The organism is Streptomyces sp. NPDC001914 (genome assembly GCF_042891215.1).
In the GTDB taxonomy this organism is placed as follows: Bacteria; Actinomycetota; Actinomycetes; order Streptomycetales; family Streptomycetaceae; genus Streptomyces.
In genome coordinates, this window is sequence record NZ_JBIASW010000002.1 from 567677 (window position 1) to 592667 (window position 24991).

Below are 24991 nucleotides of genomic sequence, written 5' to 3' on the forward strand. Positions count from 1 at the left end.
AACCGGTCCAAACACCCCCAGAGAGCGGTTAGTTCGGCAATTTGACCGAGCGTGACGAAACACGCTCTTCATCAGAGCAACCCGTGTCCTTCACAGTTCACCCATAGCGTCTGCGTGGGGTCGTGACAGCCGTGACGTGCTGTCACGACGGGGGTTTGGGGATCTGGGGGGATCTGTGCTCACGTCTGTCTTCATCGCTGCCGTTTCTCTGGCGCTCTTTTGGATGGCCGCCTTCACCCTGTGGTGGCAGATGCACGCGTGGCGTACGCCCGAAGTGCTGGCCTCCACCCGGTTCGGCAGTCCGGACGGGGGTGAGAGCCTGTCCTTCTCGCTGCTGCTTCCCGCGCGGCACGAGCAGGCGGTGCTCGACCACACCATCCGGAGGCTGCTGGAATCCGGCCACACGGACTTCGAGATCATCGTCATCGTCGGCCACGACGACCCGGAGACCACCGAGGTGGCCCGGAGCGCGGAGGCGCGCGACCCGCGGGTGCGGGTGGTCGTCGACCACCACGAGAAGAAGAACAAGCCGAAGGCCATGAACACGGCCCTGCCGCACTGCCGCGGCGAAGTGGTCGGGGTCTTCGACGCCGAGGACCAGGTGCATCCCGAACTCCTCGCCCACGTCGACCACGCGTTCCGCACGACGGAGGCGGACGTCGTCCAGGGCGGGGTGCAACTCATCAACTTCCACTCCAGCTGGTACAGCCTGCGCAACTGCCTGGAGTACTTCTTCTGGTTCCGCTCGCGCCTTCACCTGCACGCCCAGAAGGGGTTCATCCCGCTCGGCGGCAACACCGTCTTCGTACGGACGAAGGTCCTGCGCGAGGCGGGCGGCTGGGACCCCGAGTGCCTCGCGGAGGACTGCGATCTGGGCGTACGGCTGTCCAGCGCCGGAAAGAAGGTCGTCGTCGCGTACGACTCCGGGATGGTGACCAAGGAGGAGACGCCCGGTTCGCTGATGTCGCTGCTCAAGCAGCGCACCCGCTGGAACCAGGGCTTCCTGCAGGTCTACCGCAAGCGCGACTGGAAGCAACTGCCCACCTTCGGGCAGCGGTTGCTCGCCCGCTACACGCTCATGACGCCGTACCTCCAGGCGGTCTCCGGGGTGATCATCCCACTCAACGTGGCGGTCGCGCTCTTCCTCGACGTGCCCGTCGGGATCGCCTTCGTCACCTTCCTGCCGGCCGTGACCGCCCTGGTCACCTTCGTGTTCGAGCTCGTCGGACTGCACGACTTCGGCAAGCAGTACGGACTGCGCGTCCGCACCGTGCACTACCTGAAGCTCGTCGCGGGAGGGCCGTTCTATCAGCTCCTGCTCGCGGGCGCCGCCGTACGAGCCGTCTGGCGTGAACAACAGGGCCGCAACGACTGGGAGCTGACCCGTCACGCCGGCGCGCATCTCACCGAAGCGATCCGAGAGGACGTTCCCGCGTGACCTCCACCCTTCCCGCGGCGGCCACCCCCACGGCCCCCGCGCAGCGGCCGCCCGCGCCCGAAAACGGCCCGGCACGGCCTTCTGGACCGCGTTTTCGCGGCTCGCGTCCCGATCTGCTCCTGTGCGCGGCGCTGCTCGTCGCGATCCTCGCCGTCCAGGGCTGGAACATCGCCGCCTATCCGGCCCTCAGCGACGACGAGGGCACCTACCTCGCCCAGGCCTGGGCCGTCCAGCAGGGCAGAGGCCTGGCCCACTACACGTACTGGTACGACCATCCGCCGCTCGGCTGGATCCAGATAGCCCTGCTGACCTGGATCCCCGCGCACATCAGTCCGTCCCTGATGACGGTCGGCTCGATGCGCTTCGCGATGCTCGTGATCAGCGCGGCGAGCGCGGTCCTGCTGTACGTCCTCGCGCGCCGGCTGTGGCTGCCCCGGTGGGCGGCCGGGCTCGCGATGGTCCTCTTCGGGCTCTCCCCGCTCTCGGTCGTCCTCCAGCGGGAGATCTTCCTCGACAACATCGCGGTGATGTGGACGCTGCTCGCGTTCTGCCTGGCCGCCTCGCCCAGCCGTCATCTGTGGCACCACTTCGGCGCGGGCCTCGCGGCCGCCGCCGCCGTGCTGACCAAGGAGACGATGCTGGTCGTCCTGCCCGCGCTGTTCGTCACGATGTGGCGGCACAGCCACCGCGACACCCGCAAGTTCGCGCTCACCGGCGCCGTCACGGCCTGCGTGCTGATCGGCACCGCGTATCCGCTCTTCGCGCTGCTCAAGGGCGAGTTGCTGCCGGGCGGCGGCCATGTCTCGCTCTGGGAGGGCATCACCTACCAGATGAGCCGCCCCGGTTCCGGATTCCTCCTGGAACGCGGCACCGGCTCGTACGGAGTCCTCCACTCCTGGCTCTACTACGACCGGGTGCTGCCGCTCGGCGGACTCGCCGGCGCGCTGCTGCTCCTGGTCACCTTCCGCTGGTCGGTGACGGCCCGCGCCCTGGCCGGTCCCGCGCTCGCGGTGGCGATCCTCGCCCTGGTGGCGCTGCGCCCGAACGGCTACCTGCCCGCGATGTACGTCGTCCAGGCGCTCCCCTTCCTCGCCCTCGTCCTCGCCGGCGGAACGGCGAGCGTCGCCCACGCCGTGCTGCGCAGACGGCGGGCGGCGCGGGAGCCGGCCCATGTCACGTGGGGGCGCCGGGGGCTGGCGGCGGTGCTCGTGGTGGCCGCCGGATCCTATGTCGTGCCCCGCTGGTACGACGGGAACCGCACCGCCGTGACGGCCGACGCCAACGCCCCCTACCGGGCGGCCTCCTCCTGGCTGAGGACCGAGGTGAAGGACCCCGGGGACACCCGTGTCCTGGTCGACGACGGGCTCTGGCTCGACCTCGTGCACGACGGCTACGAGCCGGGCCTCGGCGCCATCTGGTTCTACAAGGCCGACCTCGACCCCGCCGTCACGAAGACGATGCCGCGGGGCTGGAAGGACCTCGACTACGTGGTCGCCTCCCCGACGGTACGGCGTGACGCGGCCGACCTGCCGAACGTGAAGGCCGCGATCGAGCACTCCACGCCCGTGGCCACCTTCGGCACGGGCGAGGACCGGATCGAGATCCGGCGGATCGACGACAGCGACAAAACCGGCGGCACCGGCGGCGCCGTCGGCACCGGCGACAACAAGGACACCACCACGGCCCGTTCCGGAGGCGGTCGATGAGCAGTTACGAGAGCACTGTCCCGGGCGAGCTGGGCGATCCGGCGGTACGCGCCGCAGAGGTCCCGGAGCCGGGTGCCGTCACCATCGTCGTGCCGACCTTCAACGAGTCGGCCAACATACGGCAGTTGCTCCGCCAGATCACCGAATCGGTGCCGGCCCGGCTGCCCTGCGAGGTCGTCTTCGTGGACGACTCCACGGACGACACCCCCGAGGTGATCACCGAGGCCGCGCGGGACTGCCCGTTCCCGGTGACCGTGCTGCACCGCGAGGTGCCCGAGGGCGGACTCGGCGGCGCCGTGGTGGAGGGGCTGAAGGCGGCGACCTCCCAGTGGATCGTCGTCATGGACGGGGACTGCCAGCATCCGCCGTCCCTCGTACCGGAGTTGATCGCCATGGGGGAACGCACGCACGCGGGCCTCGTCGTCGCCAGCCGGTACATCAAGGGCGGCAGCCGCGAAGGGCTCGCGGGCGGTTACCGGATCGCGGTGTCGCGCGGCGCGACCTGGCTGACCAAGGCGCTCTTCCCGCGCCGGCTGCGCGGCATCAGCGACCCGATGAGCGGGTTCTTCGCGATACGGCGCAGCACGGTCACCGCCGGGGCCCTGCGACCGCTCGGCTACAAGATCCTGCTCGAACTGGCCGTGCGCAGCCGTCCCCGCCAGGTCACCGAGGTGCCCTTCGTCTTCCAGGACCGCTTCGCGGGGGAGTCCAAGTCGTCGGCGGCGGAGGGCCTGCGGTTCCTGCGCCATCTCGTCGGGCTGCGCACGGCCTCGCCGGTGGCCCGCATGACGGTCTTCGGGCTGATCGGCGCCACCGGTTTCGTGCCGAACCTGCTCGGTCTCTACGCGTTCACCGCCGCCGGACTGCACTACGTACCGGCGGAGATCCTCGCCAACCAGCTCGGTGTGGCCTGGAACTTCCTGCTCATCGAGCATCTGCTGTTCCGGGAACGCAGGCGGCATCGCAAGGGGTGGGACCGGGCGGGCCGGTTCGCGCTGCTCGCCAACGCCGATCTGGTGCTGCGCATCCCGCTGATCGCGCTCTTCGTCGGCCGTTTCGGCATGGGAGCGCTCTCCGCCACGGCCCTGGCCCTGGTGACGACCTTCGTCCTGCGCTTCGCGGGGACCGAGGCGCTGGTGTACCTGCCGCGCCGCGGCGCCGGGCGTGGGAGCCGTACGCAGAGGAGGACGGCATGAGATCCCGGACGGGTCCACGACGCAGGACCGCCCTGCTGGCCGTGACGGGTCTGGCCGCCGGGCTGCTGCTGGTGTCGCCGCAGCCCGCGTCCGCCGCAAACCTGGTCACCAACCCGGGCTTCGAGACCGGCGGCACCGACGGCATGCCGGCCTGCTGGGAGAAGTCCGGCTGGGGCGACAACGACTTCAGTTTCGCGACCGTGTCCGACTCCCACTCGGGCACCAAGGCCATGAAGGTCACGCTGACCCGCCGGGTCGACGGCGACCGCAAGGCGCTGATCACCGAGTCCACCGCGTGCGCGCCGGTGGTCGCCGCGGGCAAGCAGTACGACCTCGGGCTGTACTACAAGACGACGACCCCCGACGCGGCGATCACGCTCTTCCGGCACGACACCACGGCGGGCTGGCAGTACTGGACCGACCTCAAGACCCTGGACATGGCGGCGGCCTGGACGCAGGCGACGGTGCGCACCCCGGCCGTCCCGGCGGGCACCGACCGGATCACCTGGGGTGTCTCCGTGTACGGCACGGGTTCGGCGACCACCGACGACTACACGATGGAGCAGGTCTCCGACCCGGTCCCGCCGGCCACCTGCACGGGCACGGCAGAGGAGTGCGCGAACGGGAAGTGGACGGTCCTGCCCACGCAGAACCCGGTGCGTTCCATGCACTCCGTCGTCCTCAACAACGGCAAGGTGCTGCTGATCGCGGGCTCCGGAAACAGCGAGGAGAACTTCGCGGCGGGCACCTTCACGTCGGCGGTCTACAACCCGGCGACCGGCTCGTACAAGGTGGTCCCCACGCCCAAGGACATGTTCTGCGCCGGGCACGTCCAGCTCGCCGACGGGCGGGTGCTCGTGATGAGCGGCAACAAGGCGTTCCCGGTGGTGGGCGGGCACGGGTACGAGGGGTACCGGGAGTCGTACATCTTCGACCCGGTGACCGAGACGTACAGCAGGACGAACGACCTCAACGACGGTCACTGGTATCCGTCCGCGACCGAGCTGGGCAACGGGGACATCATCTCGTTCGGCGGTCTGCGCGAGGACTCCTCCGGTTCGGTGACCGCCGAGCGCTGGTCGAACGCCCAGCAGCAGTGGCTGCCGCTGTGGCAGGTCAACCAGACCTGGTCGTTCTGGGGGCTGTACCCGTCGATGATCCTGATGCAGGACGGGCGGCTCTTCTACTCGGGCAGCCATGTCTTCGGCAACGGCACCCCGGGCACCGGCTCCGCGATCTACGACTACGACGCCAACACCACGACCGCGATCCCCGGTCTGCAGAACAAGGACCAACGCGACCAGTCCGCGAGCGTGCTGCTGCCCCCGGCGCAGGACCAGAAGGTCCTCACCCTCGGCGGCGGCAACATCGACTCGAACCCGGCCGCGAACCGGCTCACCGACATCATCGACCTCAAGGCCGCGAACCCGGCGTACACGATGGGCCCGAAGATCCCGCAGGGCACGGTGGACCTCGGCAACGGCAAGGTCGCCCAGACCGGCGACCAGGGCAAGATGTACGTCTCCGCCGTGCTGCTGCCCGACGGGAAGGTCCTGGAGACGGGCGGCGCGCTGCACAACCGGGCCGACCCCGTCTACGAGACGTCGATCTTCGACCCGGCGACCTCGACCTTCGACCCGGTGGCCGTCGACCCGGAGGCCCGGGGCTACCACTCCTCCGCGTTCCTGCTGCCCGACGGCCGGGTGATGACCACCGGTGACAACCCGGGCAACGGCACCTGGAACCACGACGTCTCCGTGTACACCCCGCCGTACCTCCTCAAGGGCAGCCGCCCGGCGATCACTTCGGTGATCGACAAGGAGTGGGTGTACGGGGACACGCAGCGCATCACCGTCGACCGGCCCGTCGTGAAGGCGGAGCTGATCAGGCCGGCCGCGGTCACGCACTCGTCGGACCCCAACCAGCGGTTCGTGGACCTGCCGCTGAGCGTGGACGGGAACAACGTCGACCTCAACGTCACGAGCAACCCGAACCTGGCGCCGCCCGGCTGGTACATGCTCTTCGCGGTCGACGCCAACGGCGTTCCCTCGGTGGCCGAGTGGGTGCACCTCCAGGGCCCGTCCGCGCTGGCCTCGGACACCGCGTCGGCGCACGTCCACGCCTTCGCGGACTCCCTCGGCGGCAAGGTCAGCGAACCGGGCGGGAAGCGGACCTCGCAGAAGGTGTCCACCACCATCTCCGGCTGCGACCGGCACTACGGAACGGTCAACGTCTGTGTGCCGACGGTCTTCCCGGAGGGGGTGAGGAAGACGACCGCCTCCCGCTGCGCCTGGCTGAAGAAGAACGACTACGGACGGCTCAGGATCAACGGCAAGGACGATCCCCTGGGACTCGACCCCAGCAGGGACGGACTGGCCTGCGGCGCGAAGGACCTCATCAGGCGGTAGGCGCCGGGGCCGGGGCCCGGAGGCCCCGGCCCCGGACGGGTCCCGCGGAGCGCCGCGGGCCCGCCGTCAGGTCCCGAACTCCGCGAGGGCGCGCTCCACGACGGTCTCCAGCCGGTCGTGGTGCGCGCCCTTCCAGTAGGCGCGCCCGCACTCGGCGCACTGCGCGAAGACGTCGTAGGACCGCTCGGTGCCGCTCTCGAGCTGGTCCGCGACCTGCTCCTTCGTGGCCTTGGCGAGCAGGCCGTTGCACGCGGTGCAGCGCGTCCAGGGCTTCAGCTCGGGTGCGAACCGACCCAGGACGTCGCGGAGTTGGTCGTCGGGGCGGGTGCTGTAGACGAAGCCGCCCGCCCACAGTTCGCGGCGCCGCAGCAGACCGCGGTCGCGGCTGAGCAGGACGCGCCGCTCGGCCGCCGAGCGGGCGGCGAGCGCCGGGTCGCCGATGTCGGTGGACTCGTACGCCGTGTCGACGCCGAGCAGTCGCATCCGGCGGGCGAGGGTGCCGAGATGGACGTCCAGGAGGAAGCGCAGGGGAGCGCCGGGGACGCGCTGGGGGCGTTCGACGGCGCGGACCCGTACGGACTCCTGCGCGGCCGGGATGTGCGAGAAGGGCACCTCGCGCCCGTCCACGACCAGGGTGCCGACCTCCGTCAGCGGGACGCCCAGCGACTCGACGACGTGGCCGAGGGTGGAGGAGCCGTCGGTGCCGACGGGGGTGACCCCGCAGCGGCGGGCGTGCGGGACGAACAGCCCCAGTTCGGGGGCGAATTCGATGTGGATCTCCGGTCCGTTCACGCGGTCAGGATGTCACGCGCGGGGTGTCCGCGGCCTCCGGGTTTCGGGGCGCCAGACCGTGCTCCAGGACGTTCACGGCACGCTCGACGAGTTCGGCGAAGTCGTCCCGGTGGCCGTTGTCGGCCCAGTAGAGGGAGGTCTCCATCAGGCCGCCGATCAGGGCCATCGCGAAGACACGGACCTCCAGACCGTCCGGGTCCCGGCCGGTGCGCTCGCCGATGGCCCGGCTCAGCAGCCGCCCGGTGACGGACGCGCTCTCCATCATCCGGGACCGCACCGCGGGGACCTCGACCATCAGCCGGGTCCGGAGCCGGCTGATCCGGGGGTCCTCGGTGTCGTTCAGACCGATGGCCTTGGTGAGCACATGGCGCAGGGAGTCGAACCACGGCTCGTCCGCCGGGCGTTCACGCAGTTCCTGTTCGAGGAGCGGGTCGTACTCGTCGGTGAGGACGATGTCCTCCTTGGTGGGGAAGTAGCGGAACACCGTGGAGGGGGAGACCTCGGCCGCCTCCGCGATCTGCTCGATCGTCGTGGCGTCGTACCCCTGCCGCTCGATCAGCCGGTACGTCGCCTCGCGGATCGCGATGCGGGTCTTGATCTTCTTCCGCTCGCGGAGCCCGGGCTGGGGCTCCGCGGCGGGAGTGGAACTCTGTGCGGTGGCGGCCATGGGTCTCATTGTCCGGCATCGGCCGGGGCCTGTGCCATGTCGGTGTCCTCCTCGGGCGCGGGCGCGGACCGGGGCGGGTTCGGGAGGAGCGCCGCCGCCAGCAGCGCGGTGACCAGCGCCGCGATCCCGCTGACCAGCAGGACCAGGTCCATGCCGTGGACGTACGCGGCGTTCGCGGAGGCTTCGAGGGCCCGGTCGCCGAGCCGGCCGGCGACGACGTGGGCGCCGACCACCGAGTCGTCGGCTGCCCGTGCGGCGGCCCGCGGCAGCGCGGAGGTGTCGAGACGGCCGGCGTAGGTGCTCGCGAGCAGGGAGCCGAGCAGGGCGATGCCGACCGCGCTGCCCACCTGGCGGACCGTCATCAGCAGTCCGGAGCCGCTGCCGGCCCGGTCGCGGGGGAGTGCGCCGAGGGCCGTGGACATCGCGGGAACCACGGCGAAGCCGAAGCCGAGTCCGGCGACGGTCAGCCACAGGGCGGTGGCGCCGTAGCCGTCGTCGACGGTCGTGCGGCTGCCGAGGAAGGCGGCGAAGGCGAGGACGACGAGACCGGCGCTGATCACCGCGCGGGGCCCGAAGCGGTCGACCAGCGGCTGCGCGGCCCGCGAGGCGATCAGCAGCCCGCCCATCATCGGCAGCAGACGGACGCCGGTCCCGAGGGCGTCGTGGCCGAGGACCGCCTGGAGGTAGGGCGGCAGCACGAACATCAGGCCGGACAGGACGAACATGACGAGCGTCGCGGCGAGGGTGTTGAGCAGGAAGCCGCGCTGCGCGAGCAGGGCCAGGTCCAGCATCGGGCGGGGGCTGCGGCGTTCGCGGACGACGAGCAGGGCGATCAGCACGACGGAGGCGGCGAAGCAGCCGAGGACGAGCGGGTCGCCCCAGCCGCGGGAGGGGGCTTCGATGATCGCGTAGACGAGGACGCTGAGACCGACGGCGGTGAACGCGGTGGAGAGGGCGTCCACCCGGGGCGAGGCGGGGTCGCGGGTCTCGGGGAGCAGGAGGACGCAGGCGGTGATGCCGAGGGCGGCCATCGGCACGTTGACCAGGAAGACCGATCCCCACCAGAAGTGGTTCAGGAGCCAGCCGCCGATGATCGGGCCGAGCGGCAGACCGAGCGCCGAGGCGGCGGAGACGGCTCCGACCGCCTTGGTGCGCTCGTCGGGTCCGAACAGCGAGGGCAGCACGGCGAGCGCCAGCGGCATCACGAGGGCGCCGCCGACGCCCATCAGGGCGCGGGCGACGATCACCCAGGTGACGTCGTCGACGAGGGCGCCCGCCAGGGAACCGGCGAGGAACACCGCGAGGCCGGTGATGAGCATCCGGCGCCGCCCGAAGCGGTCGCCGAGCAGGCCCGCCGGGAGCATCAGCGAGGCGAAGACGACGACGTACGCGTCCGCCATCCACTGCTGTTCGCCGGTGGACGCGCCGAGGTCCCGGGCCATGGTCGGCAGTGCCACGTTGAGGATCGTCATGTCGAAACCGAGCACGAGCATGCTCGCGACCAGGGCCCCGAGGGCCCACCAGCGTCGGGGGTCGCGCCGAACGGCGCCGTCCTGCGTGAGAGTCACCATGAAATGAGAGTAACTCTCAAAAGATGGTTGATGTCAATCCGATACGGCTCGCGGTCGGTGGGGCGGGAAGTGGCCGGAAAACGCGCAGTGGCCGCGGCTGGAGAGCCGCGGCCACGGGGAGGGTGGTTGCGAGGAGGTGGGGTGAGGGGTCAGCCGTGCTGGTAGGCCACCAGGGAGATGCCGACGTAATGCACGATGAACGCCGCGAGGGTCAGGGAGTGGAAGACCTCGTGGAAGCCGAACCAGCGCGGTGACGGGTTGGGCTTCTTGATCCCGTAGATCACGCCGCCCGCGCTGTAGAGCAGCCCGCCGACGATCACCAGGACGAGGACGGCGATGCCGCCCGTGCGCATGAAGTCGGGCAGGAAGAAGACGGCCGCCCAGCCCATCGCGATGTAGCACGGCGTGTAGAGCCAGCGCGGGGCGCCGACCCAGAACACCCGGAAGGCGATGCCCGCCGCCGCGGCGGCCCAGATGCTCCACAGGAGCCACTGCCCCTTGGCCTCCGGCAGCAGGAGCATGGTCAGCGGGGTGTAGGTGCCCGCGATGATCAGGAAGATGTTCGCGTGGTCGAGCCGGCGCAGGACGCCGTCCATCCGCGGACTCCAGTCGCCGCGGTGGTAGAGCGCGCTCACGCCGAACAGGAGGCAGGCGGTCAGGGCGAAGATCCCGCAGGCGATGCGGCCCCGGGTCGAGTCCGCCAGGGCGGTGAGGACCAGTCCGGAGACGAGGGCGGCCGGAAACATGCCGAGGTGCAGCCAGCCGCGGAGCTTGGGCTTGATCTCTTCCGACAGGGAGTGCGCGACAGACGTCCGGCCGGCGGCCGGCGAGTCCGTGGGCGCGTCGGGGACGGACGCAGTCATGCGCCGAATCGTACCTACGGAACCGTAAGTTACGTATCAGTACCGCGTCGGTGAACCGCAGGAGTGGCCATGATCTCACGGCGCCCCGGGTGTCGTCAGGGGTACGCGCCATGAACCCGGGGTGAGCGGGGGGAAACCTTCCGGAAAGTGGCGATGCTCACGCCGCTCAGGTGTGAGGCCCTCTGGACATATGCGCGACCCAGTCGGATCATCAAATGAGTGCGGTCGGCACCGGATGAGCGCCAGAGGTCCAACCATCGTGAAGCATCCGGGTCGCAGCCCCCACGGGGCACAACAACAAACCCCTCATCTAGGAGCAATCGTGGCGCGCGACATCGCGGCTCCCGTCCCGACCAACCACAAAGAACTGATCTCGTGGGTCAACGAGATCGCCGAACTGACCGAGCCGGACAGTGTGGTCTGGTGTGACGGATCCGAGGCCGAGTACGAGCGCCTGAGCGAGGAGCTCGTCAGCAAGGGCACCTTCAAGAAGCTCGACCCGATCAAGCGCCCCAACTCCTACTACGCCGCCTCCGACCCGACCGATGTCGCGCGGGTCGAGGACCGGACGTACATCTGCTCCGAGAAGGAGGAGGACGCGGGCCCGACCAACCACTGGAAGGCCCCCGCCGAGATGCGGGAGATCTTCTCCGGTGAACAGGGCATCTTCCGCGGCTCGATGCGCGGCCGCACGATGTACGTGGTCCCGTTCTGCATGGGCCCGCTCGGCTCCGACCTCTCCGCCATCGGCGTCGAGATCACCGACTCCGCCTACGTGGCCGTCTCCATGCGCACCATGACCCGCATGGGACAGCCGGTCCTGGACGAACTCGGCACCGACGGGTTCTTCGTGCGTGCCGTGCACACGCTCGGAGCGCCGCTGGCCGAGGGCGAGGCGGACGTGCCGTGGCCGTGCAACTCCACGAAGTACATCTCCCACTTCCCCGAGACCCGCGAGATCTGGTCGTACGGCTCGGGCTACGGCGGCAACGCGCTCCTCGGCAAGAAGTGCTACGCCCTGCGCATAGCCTCCGTCATGGCGCGCGACGAGGGCTGGCTCGCCGAGCACATGCTGATCCTCAAGCTGACGCCGCCGCAGGGCGAGTCGAAGTACGTCGCCGCGGCCTTCCCGAGCGCCTGCGGCAAGACCAACCTCGCCATGCTGGAGCCCACGATCTCCGGCTGGACCGTCGAGACCATCGGTGACGACATCGCCTGGATGCGGTTCGGCGAGGACGGCCGCCTCTACGCGATCAACCCCGAGGCCGGCTTCTTCGGTGTCGCGCCCGGCACCGGTGAGCACACCAACGCCAACGCGATGAAGACGCTGTGGGGCAACTCCGTCTTCACCAACGTGGCGCTCACCGACGACAACGACATCTGGTGGGAGGGCATGACGGAGGAGACTCCGGCCCACCTGACCGACTGGAAGGGCAACGACTGGACCCCCGAGTCCGGCGTCCCGGCCGCCCACCCGAACGCCCGCTTCACCGTCCCCGCCTCGCAGTGCCCGATCATCGCGCCCGAGTGGGAGGACCCGAGGGGCGTGCCGATCTCGGCGATCCTCTTCGGCGGCCGCCGCGCCACCGCCGTCCCGCTGGTGACGGAGTCCTTCGACTGGAACCACGGTGTCTTCCTCGGCGCGAACGTCGCCTCCGAGAAGACCGCCGCCGCCGAGGGCAAGGTCGGCGAGCTGCGCCGCGACCCCTTCGCCATGCTGCCGTTCTGCGGCTACAACATGGGCGACTACATGGGCCACTGGGTCGACGTCGCCAAGGACAAGGACCAGGCGAAGCTCCCGAAGATCTACTACGTGAACTGGTTCCGCAAGAACGACGCGGGCAAGTTCGTCTGGCCCGGCTTCGGCGAGAACAGCCGCGTCCTGAAGTGGATCGTCGAGCGCCTGGACGGCAAGGCCGAGGGCGTCGAGACCCCGATCGGCGTCCTGCCGACCCGGGAGTCCCTCGACACCGACGGCCTCGAACTGGCCGACGGCGACCTCGACTTCCTGCTCACGGTCGACAAGGAGGTCTGGCGCGAGGAGGCCGCGCTGGTCCCCGAGCACCTCAACACCTTCGGCGAGCACACGCCGACGGAGCTGTGGGACGAGTACCGCGCCCTGGTGCAGCGCCTGGGCTGACGCCCTCAACCACTCCGCGGCCGACCCGAGTTGCCCTGACCTGCGACCGTTGCGGCGGTCGGCCGCGGTGACCGCACCCGCCGGGGTTCCGCGCACATCTGTGCGGGACCCCGGCTTTTTCGTCCCCTGCGCCCCCGCCCGTGCCGGAACGGCTGAAAAAGCGGGGATTTCGAGGGACACTCCTGACATCCTGCAGTGGACCCCGAAATGAGGTGGGCGGGGTGCGTACGCCTGTCAGTGACCCCATGAAGATCGGTCCGTACCGCATCGTGGGCCGGCTCGGCTCCGGTGGCATGGGATGGGTGTATCTCGGCCGCTCGCCCGCCGGGCGCGAGGTCGCGGTCAAGGTCGTGCGGGCCGAACTGGCCGCGGAGCCCGAGTTCCGGGAGCGCTTCGCGCGCGAGGTCGCCGCGGCGCGCGTGGTCAGCGGCGCCTACACCGCGGCCGTGGTCGACGCCGACACCGAGGCCGAACTGCCCTGGCTGGCCACCCTGTACGTGCCCGGTCCCTCCCTCGCCGAGGCGGTCCACGCCGACGGCCCCCTGCCCGAGCCGCAGGTGCGGCGGCTCGGCGCCGGCCTGGTCGAGGCGCTCCAGGCCATCCATGCGGCCCGCGTCGTGCACCGGGACCTCAAGCCGGCCAACGTGCTCCTGGCCTCCGACGGACCGCGTGTCATCGACTTCGGGATCTCCCGCGTGGACGGCGCCCCCGGGCTCACCCAGATCGGCGTCGTCGTCGGGACCCCGCCCTTCATGTCGCCCGAGCAGATCAGGGGCGCCAAGGTGGGCCCGGAGAGCGACGTCTTCTCCCTCGGCGGTGTCCTGGTGTACGCGCTCACCGGACGTCCGCCGCACGGCGGCGGAGAGGCCGTGCGCCACCGCGTCGCCTTCGCCGACCCCGAACTCGACGGCATCGCGGGCCCGATGCGGGAGGTGATCGCGCGGTGTCTGGCGAAGCGTCCCGAGGACCGGCCCCGGCTGGAGGAGCTGCTGGCCGGACTGCTGGAGGAGGAGCCCCGGCGGGCCGACTGGCCGCCGCCCACCGTCGCCCACACCATCAGGGTGCGCACCCAGGATCTGGTGAAGCGCCGCAAGGAGAGCACCAGCGTGTCCGTACCCTCCTGTCTGCTGTCGCACGCCCAGGCGCTGCTCGACGCCGGACTGACCGACGCGATGGTCGCCGAGGCGGTGGGCCGTGGCGACGCCTGACTCCTTTCCCGGGCGGAGCCGGGAGATCCTCGAAATCGGAACGCACTGGCGGCAGTTGGTGCAGACCTGGGTGACGAGACGGAATTTCCACACGGTGACCGACACCGTTTCCGTCTCCATGCGATTCGATCTCGAGGAAACGGGCCGGATGGTCACCGTCCGATTCATGACGACCAAACGGCTGCTGGTCGCTTTCGCGACCGACGGGCATTTCCTGCGCAAGGACCAACTGGCACTCGCCGCCGCCGCGTCGAACGCATGGAATACCGAACAACTGAACCCCATGCTGTCGGTGTGGGACGTACGGGGGCCGCGTCCCTGTCTCGCGGGAGTGTGCGACCTTCCGCTGACCTGCCGGATGACGCAAACGGATTTCGATGCTTTGGCCAGCGATTGGGTGGAGCGGGCGAGACAGATGTTCACCCGATGCCATCAGGTGTTCGAGTTGTAGAAGTGAAGTCCGCCGCGTTCCCCAAACCCTTACGGACACCCGCGGGTTTCCGCCACTATGGGCGAGTGCCTTTCAGGGCCACGGGGGTGTTTTCGTAAGGCCACGGGGGGTCTTTTCATGCGGCGTCGCCTTTCCCTCATCGTGCTGTCCGGGCTCCTGGCCGCGTTCGCTCCCGCGGTGCCCGCCGCGGCCGGGGAGCCGTGCGGGCCAGGCTTCGAGCAGCATCTCGGCTGCCTGTCCGACGTGATCGACGAGGGGCCGGTCCGCATCACCGTCGACAGGAAACTGGCGTTCGGCGGCGGGGACGAGGGGCGCCGCAAGGGCTTCGAGAAGAAGCTCGCGGACCGCAGCGGAAGCCTCCTGGTCGAAGTGCCTTCGGGAGTCCACACCGGGGAGGGCGGAGCCGCGCTCCTCGCGCTGGCGGACACCAAGGGCAGGCTCGTCGCGGAGGACGCCGTCATCGACCCCCTGAAGCCCGGGACCGTGACGGAGCTGGCCGGCCGCGGAGCCTGCGCCCCCGAGGACGAGGGGGGTCTGTGCGCCCAGCTCGCCAAGGGCCGCCCGATGAAGGGGGCCGACCTGATCCGCCTGGGCCTGGCCGTGGCCCTCTCCCCGCGGCACCTGTACACCGTCACTGGCTCGGGCAACGGCTCGTCCGCCACCTCGGCCCCCACCGGTGAGACCACCGCGGGCAGACAGGATCAGGGCCAGACGCACAGCCAGGGCCAGGCGACCGGGACCATCGGCAAGGACGGCCCCGACTCCGGAACCTCCACCGGCACGGACGACAGCGCCGGCTGGGACACCGCGACCGCGGTCCTCACCGTCCTGTGCGCCGTCCTCGTCCTCCTGCTCGGCCTCCTGCTCTTCCTGATCCGCCGCTCCGCCCGGTCCGTCGCCGTCGGCACCCTGTCCAGGCGCTCGCTCGCCGCTCCGGGCGTCGGAGCCGTGCCGGCCGCCGCGGCCCCCCGTCCCCGGACACGTCCCCGCCCCCAGATGCCCGACGAGGCCACCACCCGCATCCGGGCCACGCCCGCGCCCCGCAGCCACGGACGGCGCGTCGGCAACGTACCGGGCCCCGCCCGGCCCGCCGTCGTACGCACCGAACTGCACCCGCAGGGCTATGTCGAGATGGACCACGTGCTGTACCGGGCGGTGTGGGCCGAGCCGGGCCGCCCGCCGCCCGCGCCCGGCGGACTCGTCGATGTCACCGAGGCCGGGGAGCGGGACTCCGACGTCCTCTACGCGTTCCCGCCGACACCCGGACGGCACGCCAAAGCCGCCCGGCCCTGAGACCAGGAGACCCACATGCACAGCGACTACCCGCCCACCCTGCCGGCGGAGTACGCCGACATCGAGTTCGAGAACAACGCGCAGCGGCTGCCGCTCGTCCTCTGCCTCGACATCTCCAGCTCCATGGCGGGTCAGCCCATCCAGACGCTCAACAACGCGCTCGCGGAGTGGACCCGGGAACTGCACGACGACGTCAGCCTCAGCTACAGCGTCGAGGTCGCCCTGGTCACCTTCGGCGGCCAGGGCGTCGCGGCCTGGCGCGGACCCCAGCTCCTGCCCGCGCACACGCCGGTGAGCCCCTTCGTGCCGGCGCACATGTTCCACCCCCCGCAGCTCGCCGCGGCCGGGGTCACCCTGATGACCGAGGCGCTCGAACTGTCCATGAACATCGTCGCCGCCCGCAAGGCCGAGCTCCGCGCCTCCGGACTCCAGTACTACCGGCCCCAGATCTGCCTCGTCACCGACGGACTGCCCACCGACGCCACGGGCCATCTCACCGACTCCTGGCACCGGTTGATCCCGGTCCTCGCCGACGAACAGCAGGCCCGCCGCTTCCGGCTGTACGCGATCGGCGTCGGCGGCATCACGGACCGCGGCGAGCAGGTGCTCCGGTCCTTCGCGCCGAAGTTCAACGCCCGGCTCCAGGGATTCCCGTTCCGCGAACTGCTCCAGATGATGTCCGCGAGCGCCAACGCCGAGCAGAAGGGCGCGGGCGACGAGGTCTTCGAGAAGATCTTCAGCCAGTTCAAGACGCAGCGCCCGGCCTGGGAGTCGTGACCGATGACCCGATGGGACTCCTGAGTGATGACCGCAGCCGACGAGCCGGACACGCCGTGGCGGATCCACGGAATGAGCGTCGAGGGATACCGCCACCGCCGCCAGGGACAGCCCTGCCAGGACGCCTGCGGGCACACGGTGACGCCGTCCGTCGCGGTCCTCGCCGTCGCCGACGGCGCGGGCAGCCGGCCGCGTTCCGAGGAGGGCGCGCGGCTCGCCGTGGAGCTGGCCACCGAACACTTCGCGCGCCGGGCCGCCACCGCGGCGGACCGCCGCCCCGGCAAGGCGGTGCGTGAGCTGCTGCAGGACGCCTTCCACGACGTCTGCAAGGTGTTCCTGGACCGCACGGGCCCCGACGCGGCGGACTTCGCGACCACGCTCACCGTGGTCGTGCTCGCGCGGGGCTGGCTCGGCCACCTGTCCGTCGGGGACGGCTTCGTCGTCCTGCGGGCCGGTACGGAGGACGGCGAGCGGCAGTTCCATCTGCTGCCGCAGCCGGCCGCGGTCAGCGAGTACAGCAACGAGACGGTCTTCCTCACCTCGCCGGACGCGGCCCGCCGGGTGCACACCGACTGCGTGTCCGACGAGGGGATCGACGGGGTGCTGCTGTCCACCGACGGACTGGCGCAGGCCGCGCTCAACCGGTCCACGGGCGGCGCGCTGTCCCCGAACGCGTCCTTCGCCGAGGCCGTGTTCCGTTCCCTCGACGTGCCCGGAGGGGTGACCGCGAGCGCCCACGAGGGCCTGGGGACCCTGCTCCGGTCGGACCGGCTCACGGCCCTCAACGCCGACGACAAGACCCTGCTGCGGGCCGTGCTCAAGGCGCGGCCATGAGCGGGCGCACGGTGTTCCTGGACGGCAAGCCGGTGACCCTGGCCGAACTGCCCCTGAAGGGCGGCGGCCAGGCGGCCGTCTTCCCGGTCGTCGGCGACGACGGCATCGTCGTCAAGCTGTACCGCGAGGCGCCGGGTCCCAAGGAGGAACAGCGGCTCAAGCGGATGCTGACGATGTCCCCGCTCGTGACCCGCCCCACCGACGCCTCCCAGCCGCCCGAACTGGCCTGGCCGACCGCCCTCGCCCGCGGCCCGCAGGGCGAGTTCCTGGGCTACGCCATGCGGCGCTTCGGCGAGCCGCAGCACGTCCAGCTCATCGGCCTGTTCACCCGCGCCCAGCGCCTCAAACTGTTCGCCGACCGGGCCGACTGGCGCTTCCTGCTCGGCGTCGCCTGGAACCTCGCCTTCATGACGGCACGCATGCACTACGACAACCTCGTCATCGGCGACTTCTCCAGCAGCAACGTCGTCGTCGACGCCAACGGGTTCGTCACCTTCCTGGACTGCGACTCCATCGCCTTCAACGACCCGGAGACCGGGGAGCTGTTCCCCTGTCTGATGCACACCACCGACTACTCCTCGCCCGAGCGGCAGGCCGGCGGCCCGGCCACCCGCGCCACCGACGAGTTCGCCCTCGCCGTCCTCGTCTACCAACTCCTGACGGCCGGGAACCATCCCTTCGGCGGCGTCCCGCACGACAGCGCGTCCGAGTCGACCGTCAAGGACAACATCGCCGCCAGCATCTCCTACGTCGTGCGCCCCGAACGGGTCGTCATCCCGCGCGGCACCGTCGACCCCTCCGTGCTCCCGCCCGAACTCCTCGCCCTGGCCCGCACCGCCTTCGGCTCCGGCGTGCACGACCCCGCCACACGGCCTCCCGCGGAGGCGTGGCTGCGCGCCCTGGACAAGGAGCGCGCGCTGGTACGGGTCTGCCCGGCCCGCCCGCTGCACGCGTTCGGCTCGCACCTGGCCTCGTGCCCCTGGTGCGCCCGGGCGGCGCTCACCGGGCACGACGTGTTCAACGGTCCGGCCTCCGTCCCGGTACCGGGCGTGCCGGGGCCCCAGCCGCAGCCGCCGGTGCCGGTACCGGGCGAGCCGTGGCCCACGGGGCTGAAGGTGGCGCTGCTGATCCTGGCGGTCGTGATCCTGGTGGTGATCGTGGCGAACGCCTGAGCCGCCGCCGTCACTGCGAGCGGCCGCGGTCCTCCAGGTAGCGGGTGTGCGACTCCTGGCGGCGGGCCTCCGTCTCGCGCAGGGCCGCCGCGAGCCGGTCCGACTCCTCCTGGAGCACGCCGAGCTGACGCTCCAGATGGCGCTCGGGAGGTTCGGTTCCGGGGGCCAGGCGGGTCCACCACCGGGTGCGGACGAAGGTGTCGACCGCCTCCGGGATGTCCTGGCGTACGGCACGCGACAGGGCGTGCACGCCCTCGGGGTCCTGGGCGAGGACCTCGGCGACCCAGCCCGGGTCGAGCAGGGCGGTGAGGACCTCGGTCAGCTCGGTGAGCCGGCCGGCCGCCGCCGGAGGCAGCTCGACGCCGTCCAGGTACTCCCGCAGCTTGCCGAAGTCGACGCGAAGTTCGGCCAGTTGGGCGGAGGGGTCGGGGAAGTCGGGCGGGGCCGGGCGCTCCGGCGGCGCGATCAGCGCGCCCGCGCCGTACAGACCCGCCACGACGGCCGGCCAGTACGGGCCCGCGAGACCGGTGAAGGTCAGCGCGAGTCCGGCGATCCCGCACGCGCTGCCGGTGAGGTTCTTGCGTGATTCTAGGAAGGCCAGGAGCTTACTGGTAGCCACGGATCTCCTCGAAGGCGCCGTCCAGCGAGCCCTTTTGGGCGTCGAAGAGACGGCCGCCGGTCAGGTCGGCGATGTGCTGGAGTTCGCCGCGGTCGGAGTCGCCGAACAGGATGGGGAAGACCGGGATCTCCCGCCGGGCGCCGGGCAGCCGGTCGTAGAAGCCGTCGAAGTCGGAGGGGCTCGCGCCCTTGGTGTTCTCGCCGTCCGTCATCAGCACGATCGAGGTGAACGTGTCGTCGCCGGCGCCCAGATGCTCGTACGCCTTCTCCAGCGAGGTGTAGATCGCGGTGTCGCCGTCGGCGCTCAGCGCGCGGGTGTCCTCGCGGATGGCGTCGAGCCCCGCCTTCGGGTCGTCGGGGCGGACGACGTGCGTGCGGACGCTCTTGACCTGCGAGCCGAACGGCATCAGCGTCACCTCCTCGCGGTCGCGGAAGTCGCCGGTCAGATCGGCGAGGGACTTCTTGAGCCGGTCGAGGCGGTCGCCTTCCATCGAACCCGAGGTGTCGAGGACGTACACCGTCCGGGACGGCCGGCGCAGTTCGTTCTCGTAGGAGTCGAGAAGCCGGTCGGCGACGGACCGGGTTCCGGGGAAGGGGAGTTCACGCCGTCGTGCGGTGTCGAGTCCGGCCGCCGGGGCGACGGAGGCGACGACCGGGCGGCGGTGCGTCTTCTCGGTGATCAGCTTCTGGGCGGTCGGCGCGCGCAGTGCCTCCGCCTGGCGCCGGACGTCGTCGCGGGTGTCCCGGGAGGACGCGGCGAGGGAGGAGAGGGGATAGTCGGCCGTCACGACGCCGTCGCGCGGGCGGATGACGGTCAGGCCCTTCATGCCCTGGAGGACGGACTCGTAGTTGAGCAGGGCGTCCACGGTGCCGCGGCGTTCGTAGGCGCCGGCCAGCCAGCCCGACGAACCCGACGTCAGCTTCTGCCCCTTGAAGAACTCCCGCAGCCGGGGCGTCGCCTCGGCCACGTCGGTGTCCGTGAGCGCCGACTGGGCGCCGGACAGGGCCGAGGCCACCGAGATCAGCGTGGAGAAGCCGGAGTTGGAGCGTGCCGGATCGGTCATGCCGTACGTGAGCCGCCCGTCGGTCACGGCCTTCTCCACCTGTGACCAGGTGACGTCCTGGGGCTTCCAGCCGAGGGCGCGCACCGTGGCCGGCTTCACGCCGATGGCCACCGGGCTCGACATGATCGGCGTCTCCGAGACGACCTTCTTCGCGGCTTCCGGACGCAGGTGGAGGTAGTCGTCGGAGGAGAGCCACAGGGCGTCGTACCGGTCGTCCGAGGCGCCTCGCGCGATCAGGTCGACGGCGGCGAGGGTGCCCATGTAGGTGGGCCGGACCTCGATGCCGGTCTCCCGCTCGATCCGGTCGAGCACGGGCTTCATGTCGCCGAGTTCACTGGAGGCCAGGACACGCAGGGTGCCGGGCCGCGGCTTTCCGTCGTCGCCGGACCGCGCTTCGCCCTGGGCCGTGCAGGCCGTCATGGCGGCGAGGGCGACGGCGGCTGCGGCCGCCCGCCGGAGCGCTCTCATCCTTGCCCTCCTTCCAGGGCTCCCCGCGTGCGGCTGCGGTCCAAGTAGGCCCCGGCGTTCTGGAGTTCGGAGGTCAGGGACTCGACGGTCGCGGCCATCGTCTCGGTCGCCCTGACCTTGTAGGTGTCGATCGCGTCGAGGGTGCGGTAGATCTCCTGGAAGGCCGTGCGCAGGGTCTCGGCGCCGACGGCCGGGTCGGCGGCGATGCGCTGGATCTCCCCGCTCTGGGTGGAGAGCATCTCGGCGTTGCCGCGGATGAGGTCCTCCGTCGTGCCGCGCAGGGCGTTGACCTGTTCGACGACCTTGCGCTGGTTGTCGAGCGCGGAGGCGAGCATGACGGAGATGCGCAGTGCGGAGACGGTGGTGGTGGCCGCGCGGTCGACGCCCTTGATGAGTTCGTCGTTGTTGCGCCGGACCACGTCCATCGCCAGATAGCCCTGGGCGCACACCGCGAGCTGGGTGAGCAGGTCCTGGTGCTTCTGCCGGACGGGGAAGAGCACGTCGGAGCGGAGCGTGTCGGCCTGCGCGGGGTCGGCGGCGTCGACGCCCGCGATGTGCGTCTCGACGGCGGTGTCCAGGGCCTGCGTGAGCACGACGTACTCCTGGAGCTTGCCCATCGTCTCCCAGAGCCGGACGCGCTCGGTCTGCAGGGCCGCGTTGTCCCGGCGCAGTTCGTCCTGGCCGCCGCGCAGCGAGCCGACGATCCTGTTCAACGTGGCTTGTGCGGAAGCGTACTTGGCGACGTGGTCGCGCAGTTTGCTGCCGCCGGGCAGCCTGGACAGGAACTTCCTGCCCTTGCCCGCGGACGACTCGCGCGGGTCCAGGTCCTCGACCACGCGCCGGAGTTCGACGAGGGAGCCGGCGACGTGCGACTGCGCGTCCTCGCCCTTGGACGGCAGGCTGCGGACGGTGCGTTCCAGCATGCGGTTGGACTGGGCGGCGGCGCCGCGCATCTCGGTGGCGCCGAGCCCGGCGATCTCCCCGACCTTGCCCGCGAACTCGGGGGAGCGGGCGTCCAGGACGGCGAGTCCTTCGATGTACTCCGCGGCCCTGCGTGCCATCTCGTCCCGCACCCCGGGGTCGACGGGCACGAGCCCGCCCGCCTTCTCGCGCGGCACGGGGGCCACGGCCTCGGGCGGTGTGAGGGTGAACGTGTCTTCGGTGCTCATCAGTCGATTCCCCCTAGTCCCCGGCCCGGCGCGCCATCTCGTGCAGCACCTTGTAGGCGGGCACGGGCGCCTGCCGGACGCCGGTCAGCTTCTGGTTGAGATAGGCGGCACGGTCGGCCGTGGCCGCCGTGAACTCGCCGGTGGCGCCCTGCGGACGGAACCCGTGCCGGACGGCGAGGCGGCGCAGCGTCGGGTCGGTGCTGAGGAGTTCGCCGAGCGCGCGCCCCTCGGGCGTGAGCGGTACGACCGTGTGGTCGCTGTTGGCCGTGGTGTCCGGGTAGAGGACCGTGAGGTCTCCGGCGTCCTGGCCCTCTCCGAGCAGCGCGGCGACCTGCGACTCGTAGACGAGGACGAGCGGGTTGCCCGCGCCGCTGACGAAGTCGGCGAACGCGGCGTCGGTGCTGGGCTGCTGGGCGCCCTGGACGCTGATGAGCCGGTGCATCAGGGACGCCGTGCGGCCGATGGCCGCGGTGTCGGCCGCGACGCGTCCGCCGTCGGCGACGTAGGACGCGGCGGCGAGGTAGAGGGCGCCCGAACTGGAGGTCTCCGGGTCGGTGCTGGCGATGTACAGCGTGCCGGTCAGTTCACCGTGGGCCGTGGCGCCCTTGAGCCGCTGCCAGGTGCGCCCGTGCCCGGCCGCGTCGAGGTAGGCGGCCATCTTCAGGGTGCCGGTGTTCCTGTCGAGGGTGGCCAGTCCGTTGGCGGCGAGGACCTGGGCCGCGCCGCGGTGGGCCACCACGACGAGGGGCGAATAGAAGGGCCGGGGCAGTGGCCGGCGGACGTGGTACTTGTCCGCGAGCTCGTCGGCCGGGGCCTGGCTGGAGGGGAAGGCGAAGTCGTACCCCTTGAGGTCGAGGCCGTCCATGGCCCAGGACCCGGAGGTCTCCGCCTTCACGGTGTAGCCCTTGGCGGCGAGGGCCTTCACCACATCCGGATCGGAGAAGAACCCGGCCTTCTCCGAACCGATCACTGCTCGCACGGTCTTCGTTGCCGTGCTCTTGTCCTGACCAGTGCGGCCTGCGACGACGGCTGCTGCCACTCCGCCGATCAACAGGACCGCCAGGACGATTCCCGCGACGCGTCTCACGCCTGGAGCGTGCACCTCGGAATCCAACGTTCCCGGTCTCGGGGGGTGAACACGGGGTGACCAGGGGGTCCCGGTACGCAACCGGAGGAGGGGCCGCCGCTAGCGGGCCCCGCCGGGCACCGCGCGAGGTGACGGGTGGCTGTGGCACCCGGTCCGCGCGTCGCTTCGAAGACGCGCGGACCGGGGCCGTACGGGGACCCGGGCCCGTGGGCCCGAGGGGGTCGGCGCGGAGGCCGGAGGGTCGGCGCGGAGGCCGGGGTTTCAGTGGTGCGCCGGCTCGCGGGCTTCGGCGGCCGACGCGTGGGCGTCCATGCGCTCTGCGGAGAGGATCGCCGCGGCCGTGTCGGCGCGGGAGGCCGCAACGACCAGGGCACGGCCCGCGAGGGTGTGGGCCCTTCGGTGGAGCGTCGCGAGGCGCGACGCGTCGGCTGAGGCGCCGGCCGGGGCGGCCAGTGCGCGCAGCGGGGCGCCGCCGCGCAGCCGGGTCACCTGTTCGCCGAGCCGTTCGGCGCCCGCGTCCAGGTCGGCGGACGGGGCCAGCGCGCGGATCTCGTCCGTGACGGCGAGCAGCGCCGCGAGGTGACCGGCGAGCTGGATGTCCAGCTCCTCCTCGCGCGACCGGTGGGGGAAGTCGGAGGAGGGGGCGCCGGCCATCGTGTGGACCGACTTCGAACGGATCGGTTCGTACATGGAATGGCCTCCTGTGCCTGACAGGAAGCCATCCTAGCTTGGATTTCGTCTAAAGTTGAGCTGGTTCGCATATTGGGACGCGGTGCACACGCAGGGTGAGCGCGGGGCGTGCCCCGGCGGGCGTCACGGCTGGCTGTAGCCGTCCAGGAAGGTGCCGATGCGGGTCACCGCGTCCGTCAGGTCCGCGACCGTCGGCAGGGTCACCACCCGGAAGTGGTCCGGCTCGGGCCAGTTGAAGCCCGTCCCCTGCACGACCATGATCTTCTCGGCCCGCAGCAGGTCGAGCACCATCTGCCGGTCGTCCTTGACCTTGAAGACCTTCGGGTCGAGGCGCGGGAAGAGATACAGCGCCCCCTTCGGCTTCACGCAGGTCACACCCGGGATCTGTGTCAGCAGCTCGTGGGCGACGTCCCGCTGTTCCTTCAGGCGCCCGCCCGGCAGGACCAGGTCGTTGATCGTCTGGCGTCCGCTGAGCGCTGCCACCACTCCGTGCTGCCCCGGCATGTTCGCGCACAGCCGCATGTTCGCGAGGATCGTCAGCCCCTCGATGTAGGACGCGGCGTGCGCGCGCGGCCCCGACACCGACATCCATCCGACGCGGTAGCCCGCCACCCGGTACGCCTTCGACATGCCGTTGAAGGTGAGGGTGAGCAGGTCGGGGGCGATCTTGGCGGTCGCGGTGTGCGTGGTGCCGTCGTAGAGGATCTTGTCGTAGATCTCGTCGGAGCAGACCAACAGGTTGTGCCGCCGGGCGATGTCCGTCAGCCCCCGGAGCATCGCGTCGTCGTAGACCGCGCCCGTCGGGTTGTTCGGGTTGATGATGACGATCGCCTTGGTGCGGTCGGTGATCTTCCGCTCCACGTCGGCCAGGTCGGGCATCCAGTCGGACTGCTCGTCGCAGCGGTAGTGCACGGCCGTGCCGCCGGACAGGGAGACCGCCGCGGTCCACAGGGGGTAGTCCGGGGCCGGAACGAGCACCTCGTCGCCGTCGTCCAGCAGCGCCTGCATCGCCATCACGATGAGCTCGGAGACGCCGTTGCCGATGAAGACGTGATCGACGTCCGTCTCGATGCCGAGGGTCTGGTTGTGCATGACGACCGCGCGGCGGGCGGCGAGCAGGCCCTTGGCGTCGCCGTAGCCGTGCGCCGAGGAGACGTTGCGGAGGATGTCCTCGAGGATCTCCGGCGGGCACTCGAACCCGAAGGCCGCCGGGTTGCCCGTGTTCAGCTTGAGGATGCGGTGACCGGCCGCTTCGAGCCGCATCGCCTCCTCAAGAACCGGACCCCGGATCTCGTAGCAGACGTTGGCGAGCTTCGTGGACTGGATCACCTGCATGTCGTGAGCTTACGGCCGCCCGCCGCGCGCCGGGGCGTGTTTTC

Annotated in this window: 21 protein-coding genes; 11 read left to right on the plus strand and 10 right to left on the minus strand. The window is 70.9% G+C overall.

The window, feature by feature from the left end; genetic code table 11:
• Window positions 1–175 precede the first annotated feature (175 nt).
• From ACFYYF_RS07560 to ACFYYF_RS07575, 4 genes are read left to right on the plus strand one after another with little or no spacing between them, the layout of a single operon-like run.
• Window positions 176–1438, plus strand: a complete 1263-nt coding sequence (locus ACFYYF_RS07560; RefSeq protein ID WP_361685846.1) for a glycosyltransferase — start codon at window positions 176–178, stop codon at window positions 1436–1438.
• The gene (locus tag ACFYYF_RS07565; protein WP_388772393.1) at window positions 1435–3144 is read left to right on the plus strand and encodes an ArnT family glycosyltransferase; all 1710 of its coding nucleotides are present in this window, start codon (window positions 1435–1437) and stop codon (window positions 3142–3144) included. The genes ACFYYF_RS07560 and ACFYYF_RS07565 overlap by 4 nt, the downstream gene beginning before the upstream one ends.
• Window positions 3141–4340 (plus strand): glycosyltransferase, encoded by a 1200-nt coding sequence (locus ACFYYF_RS07570; protein WP_388772396.1) that lies wholly within the window; start codon window positions 3141–3143, stop codon window positions 4338–4340. The genes ACFYYF_RS07565 and ACFYYF_RS07570 overlap by 4 nt, the downstream gene beginning before the upstream one ends.
• On the plus strand, window positions 4337–6748 hold the full coding sequence (locus tag ACFYYF_RS07575) for a galactose oxidase-like domain-containing protein (protein ID WP_388772398.1): 2412 nt from the start codon (window positions 4337–4339) through the stop codon (window positions 6746–6748). Before ACFYYF_RS07570 ends, ACFYYF_RS07575 begins: the two co-directional genes overlap by 4 nt.
• 66 nt (window positions 6749–6814) lie before the next feature.
• Here the strand turns inward: ACFYYF_RS07575 and ACFYYF_RS07580 are convergent, their stop codons facing one another.
• From ACFYYF_RS07580 to ACFYYF_RS07595, 4 genes are all read right to left on the minus strand, one after another.
• Window positions 6815–7540 carry a Mut7-C RNAse domain-containing protein gene (locus tag ACFYYF_RS07580; RefSeq protein ID WP_388772401.1) on the minus strand — a complete coding sequence of 242 codons (726 nt, stop codon included), beginning with the start codon at window positions 7538–7540 and terminating at the stop codon, window positions 6815–6817.
• Window positions 7541–7544: 4 nt separating this feature from the next.
• Entirely contained in the window at window positions 7545–8216 is a 672-nt protein-coding gene (locus tag ACFYYF_RS07585; RefSeq protein WP_388772403.1) for a TetR/AcrR family transcriptional regulator, read from the minus strand.
• A complete protein-coding gene (locus ACFYYF_RS07590; protein WP_388772406.1) occupies window positions 8213–9778 on the minus strand; it encodes an MFS transporter in 1566 nt (521 codons plus the stop codon). The genes ACFYYF_RS07585 and ACFYYF_RS07590 overlap by 4 nt, the downstream gene beginning before the upstream one ends.
• A gap of 149 nt (window positions 9779–9927) precedes the next feature.
• Complete coding sequence (locus tag ACFYYF_RS07595) at window positions 9928–10641, minus strand: hemolysin III family protein (RefSeq protein WP_361685860.1); 714 nt, start codon at window positions 10639–10641, stop codon at window positions 9928–9930.
• 322 nt (window positions 10642–10963) lie between these two features.
• Here ACFYYF_RS07595 and ACFYYF_RS07600 point away from each other — a divergent pair, with 322 nt between their 5' ends.
• From ACFYYF_RS07600 to ACFYYF_RS07630, 7 genes are all read left to right on the plus strand, one after another.
• Window positions 10964–12781: a phosphoenolpyruvate carboxykinase (GTP) gene (locus tag ACFYYF_RS07600; protein ID WP_388772409.1), complete on the plus strand. Its 1818-nt coding sequence runs from the start codon at window positions 10964–10966 to the stop codon at window positions 12779–12781.
• A 245-nt stretch (window positions 12782–13026) separates the two neighbouring features.
• On the plus strand, window positions 13027–13989 hold the full coding sequence (locus ACFYYF_RS07605) for a serine/threonine-protein kinase (RefSeq protein ID WP_388772412.1): 963 nt from the start codon (window positions 13027–13029) through the stop codon (window positions 13987–13989).
• Window positions 13976–14440, plus strand: coding sequence for a hypothetical protein (locus tag ACFYYF_RS07610; RefSeq protein WP_388772415.1), 465 nt, complete (start codon window positions 13976–13978; stop codon window positions 14438–14440). The genes ACFYYF_RS07605 and ACFYYF_RS07610 overlap by 14 nt, the downstream gene beginning before the upstream one ends.
• Before the next feature lie 117 nt (window positions 14441–14557).
• Window positions 14558–15733 carry a hypothetical protein gene (locus tag ACFYYF_RS07615; protein WP_388772418.1) on the plus strand — a complete coding sequence of 392 codons (1176 nt, stop codon included), beginning with the start codon at window positions 14558–14560 and terminating at the stop codon, window positions 15731–15733.
• Between the two features lie 15 nt (window positions 15734–15748).
• Complete coding sequence (locus ACFYYF_RS07620) at window positions 15749–16510, plus strand: hypothetical protein (protein ID WP_361685870.1); 762 nt, start codon at window positions 15749–15751, stop codon at window positions 16508–16510.
• Between the two features lie 27 nt (window positions 16511–16537).
• Window positions 16538–17344 carry a PP2C family serine/threonine-protein phosphatase gene (locus ACFYYF_RS07625; RefSeq protein ID WP_388772421.1) on the plus strand — a complete coding sequence of 269 codons (807 nt, stop codon included), beginning with the start codon at window positions 16538–16540 and terminating at the stop codon, window positions 17342–17344.
• Window positions 17341–18516 carry a hypothetical protein gene (locus ACFYYF_RS07630; RefSeq protein ID WP_388772424.1) on the plus strand — a complete coding sequence of 392 codons (1176 nt, stop codon included), beginning with the start codon at window positions 17341–17343 and terminating at the stop codon, window positions 18514–18516. Before ACFYYF_RS07625 ends, ACFYYF_RS07630 begins: the two co-directional genes overlap by 4 nt.
• 10 nt (window positions 18517–18526) lie before the next feature.
• Here ACFYYF_RS07630 and ACFYYF_RS07635 read toward each other — a convergent pair whose 3' ends face one another.
• The 6 genes from ACFYYF_RS07635 to ACFYYF_RS07660 all read right to left on the minus strand — a co-directional run bounded on the left by ACFYYF_RS07635 (window position 18527) and on the right by ACFYYF_RS07660 (window position 24947).
• On the minus strand, window positions 18527–19117 hold the full coding sequence (locus tag ACFYYF_RS07635; RefSeq protein WP_388772976.1) for a hypothetical protein: 591 nt from the start codon (window positions 19115–19117) through the stop codon (window positions 18527–18529).
• A 4-nt stretch (window positions 19118–19121) separates the two neighbouring features.
• A complete protein-coding gene (locus ACFYYF_RS07640) occupies window positions 19122–20666 on the minus strand; it encodes a substrate-binding domain-containing protein (protein ID WP_388772427.1) in 1545 nt (514 codons plus the stop codon).
• Window positions 20663–21835 (minus strand): toxic anion resistance protein, encoded by a 1173-nt coding sequence (locus ACFYYF_RS07645; protein ID WP_388772430.1) that lies wholly within the window; start codon window positions 21833–21835, stop codon window positions 20663–20665. The genes ACFYYF_RS07640 and ACFYYF_RS07645 overlap by 4 nt, the downstream gene beginning before the upstream one ends.
• A 13-nt stretch (window positions 21836–21848) precedes the next feature.
• Window positions 21849–22922 carry a hypothetical protein gene (locus ACFYYF_RS07650; protein WP_388772432.1) on the minus strand — a complete coding sequence of 358 codons (1074 nt, stop codon included), beginning with the start codon at window positions 22920–22922 and terminating at the stop codon, window positions 21849–21851.
• A 261-nt stretch (window positions 22923–23183) separates the two neighbouring features.
• Window positions 23184–23612 (minus strand): hypothetical protein, encoded by a 429-nt coding sequence (locus ACFYYF_RS07655; RefSeq protein WP_388772434.1) that lies wholly within the window; start codon window positions 23610–23612, stop codon window positions 23184–23186.
• 123 nt (window positions 23613–23735) lie between these two features.
• Window positions 23736–24947 (minus strand): pyridoxal phosphate-dependent aminotransferase, encoded by a 1212-nt coding sequence (locus ACFYYF_RS07660; RefSeq protein WP_388772437.1) that lies wholly within the window; start codon window positions 24945–24947, stop codon window positions 23736–23738.
• Window positions 24948–24991: the final 44 nt, after the last annotated feature.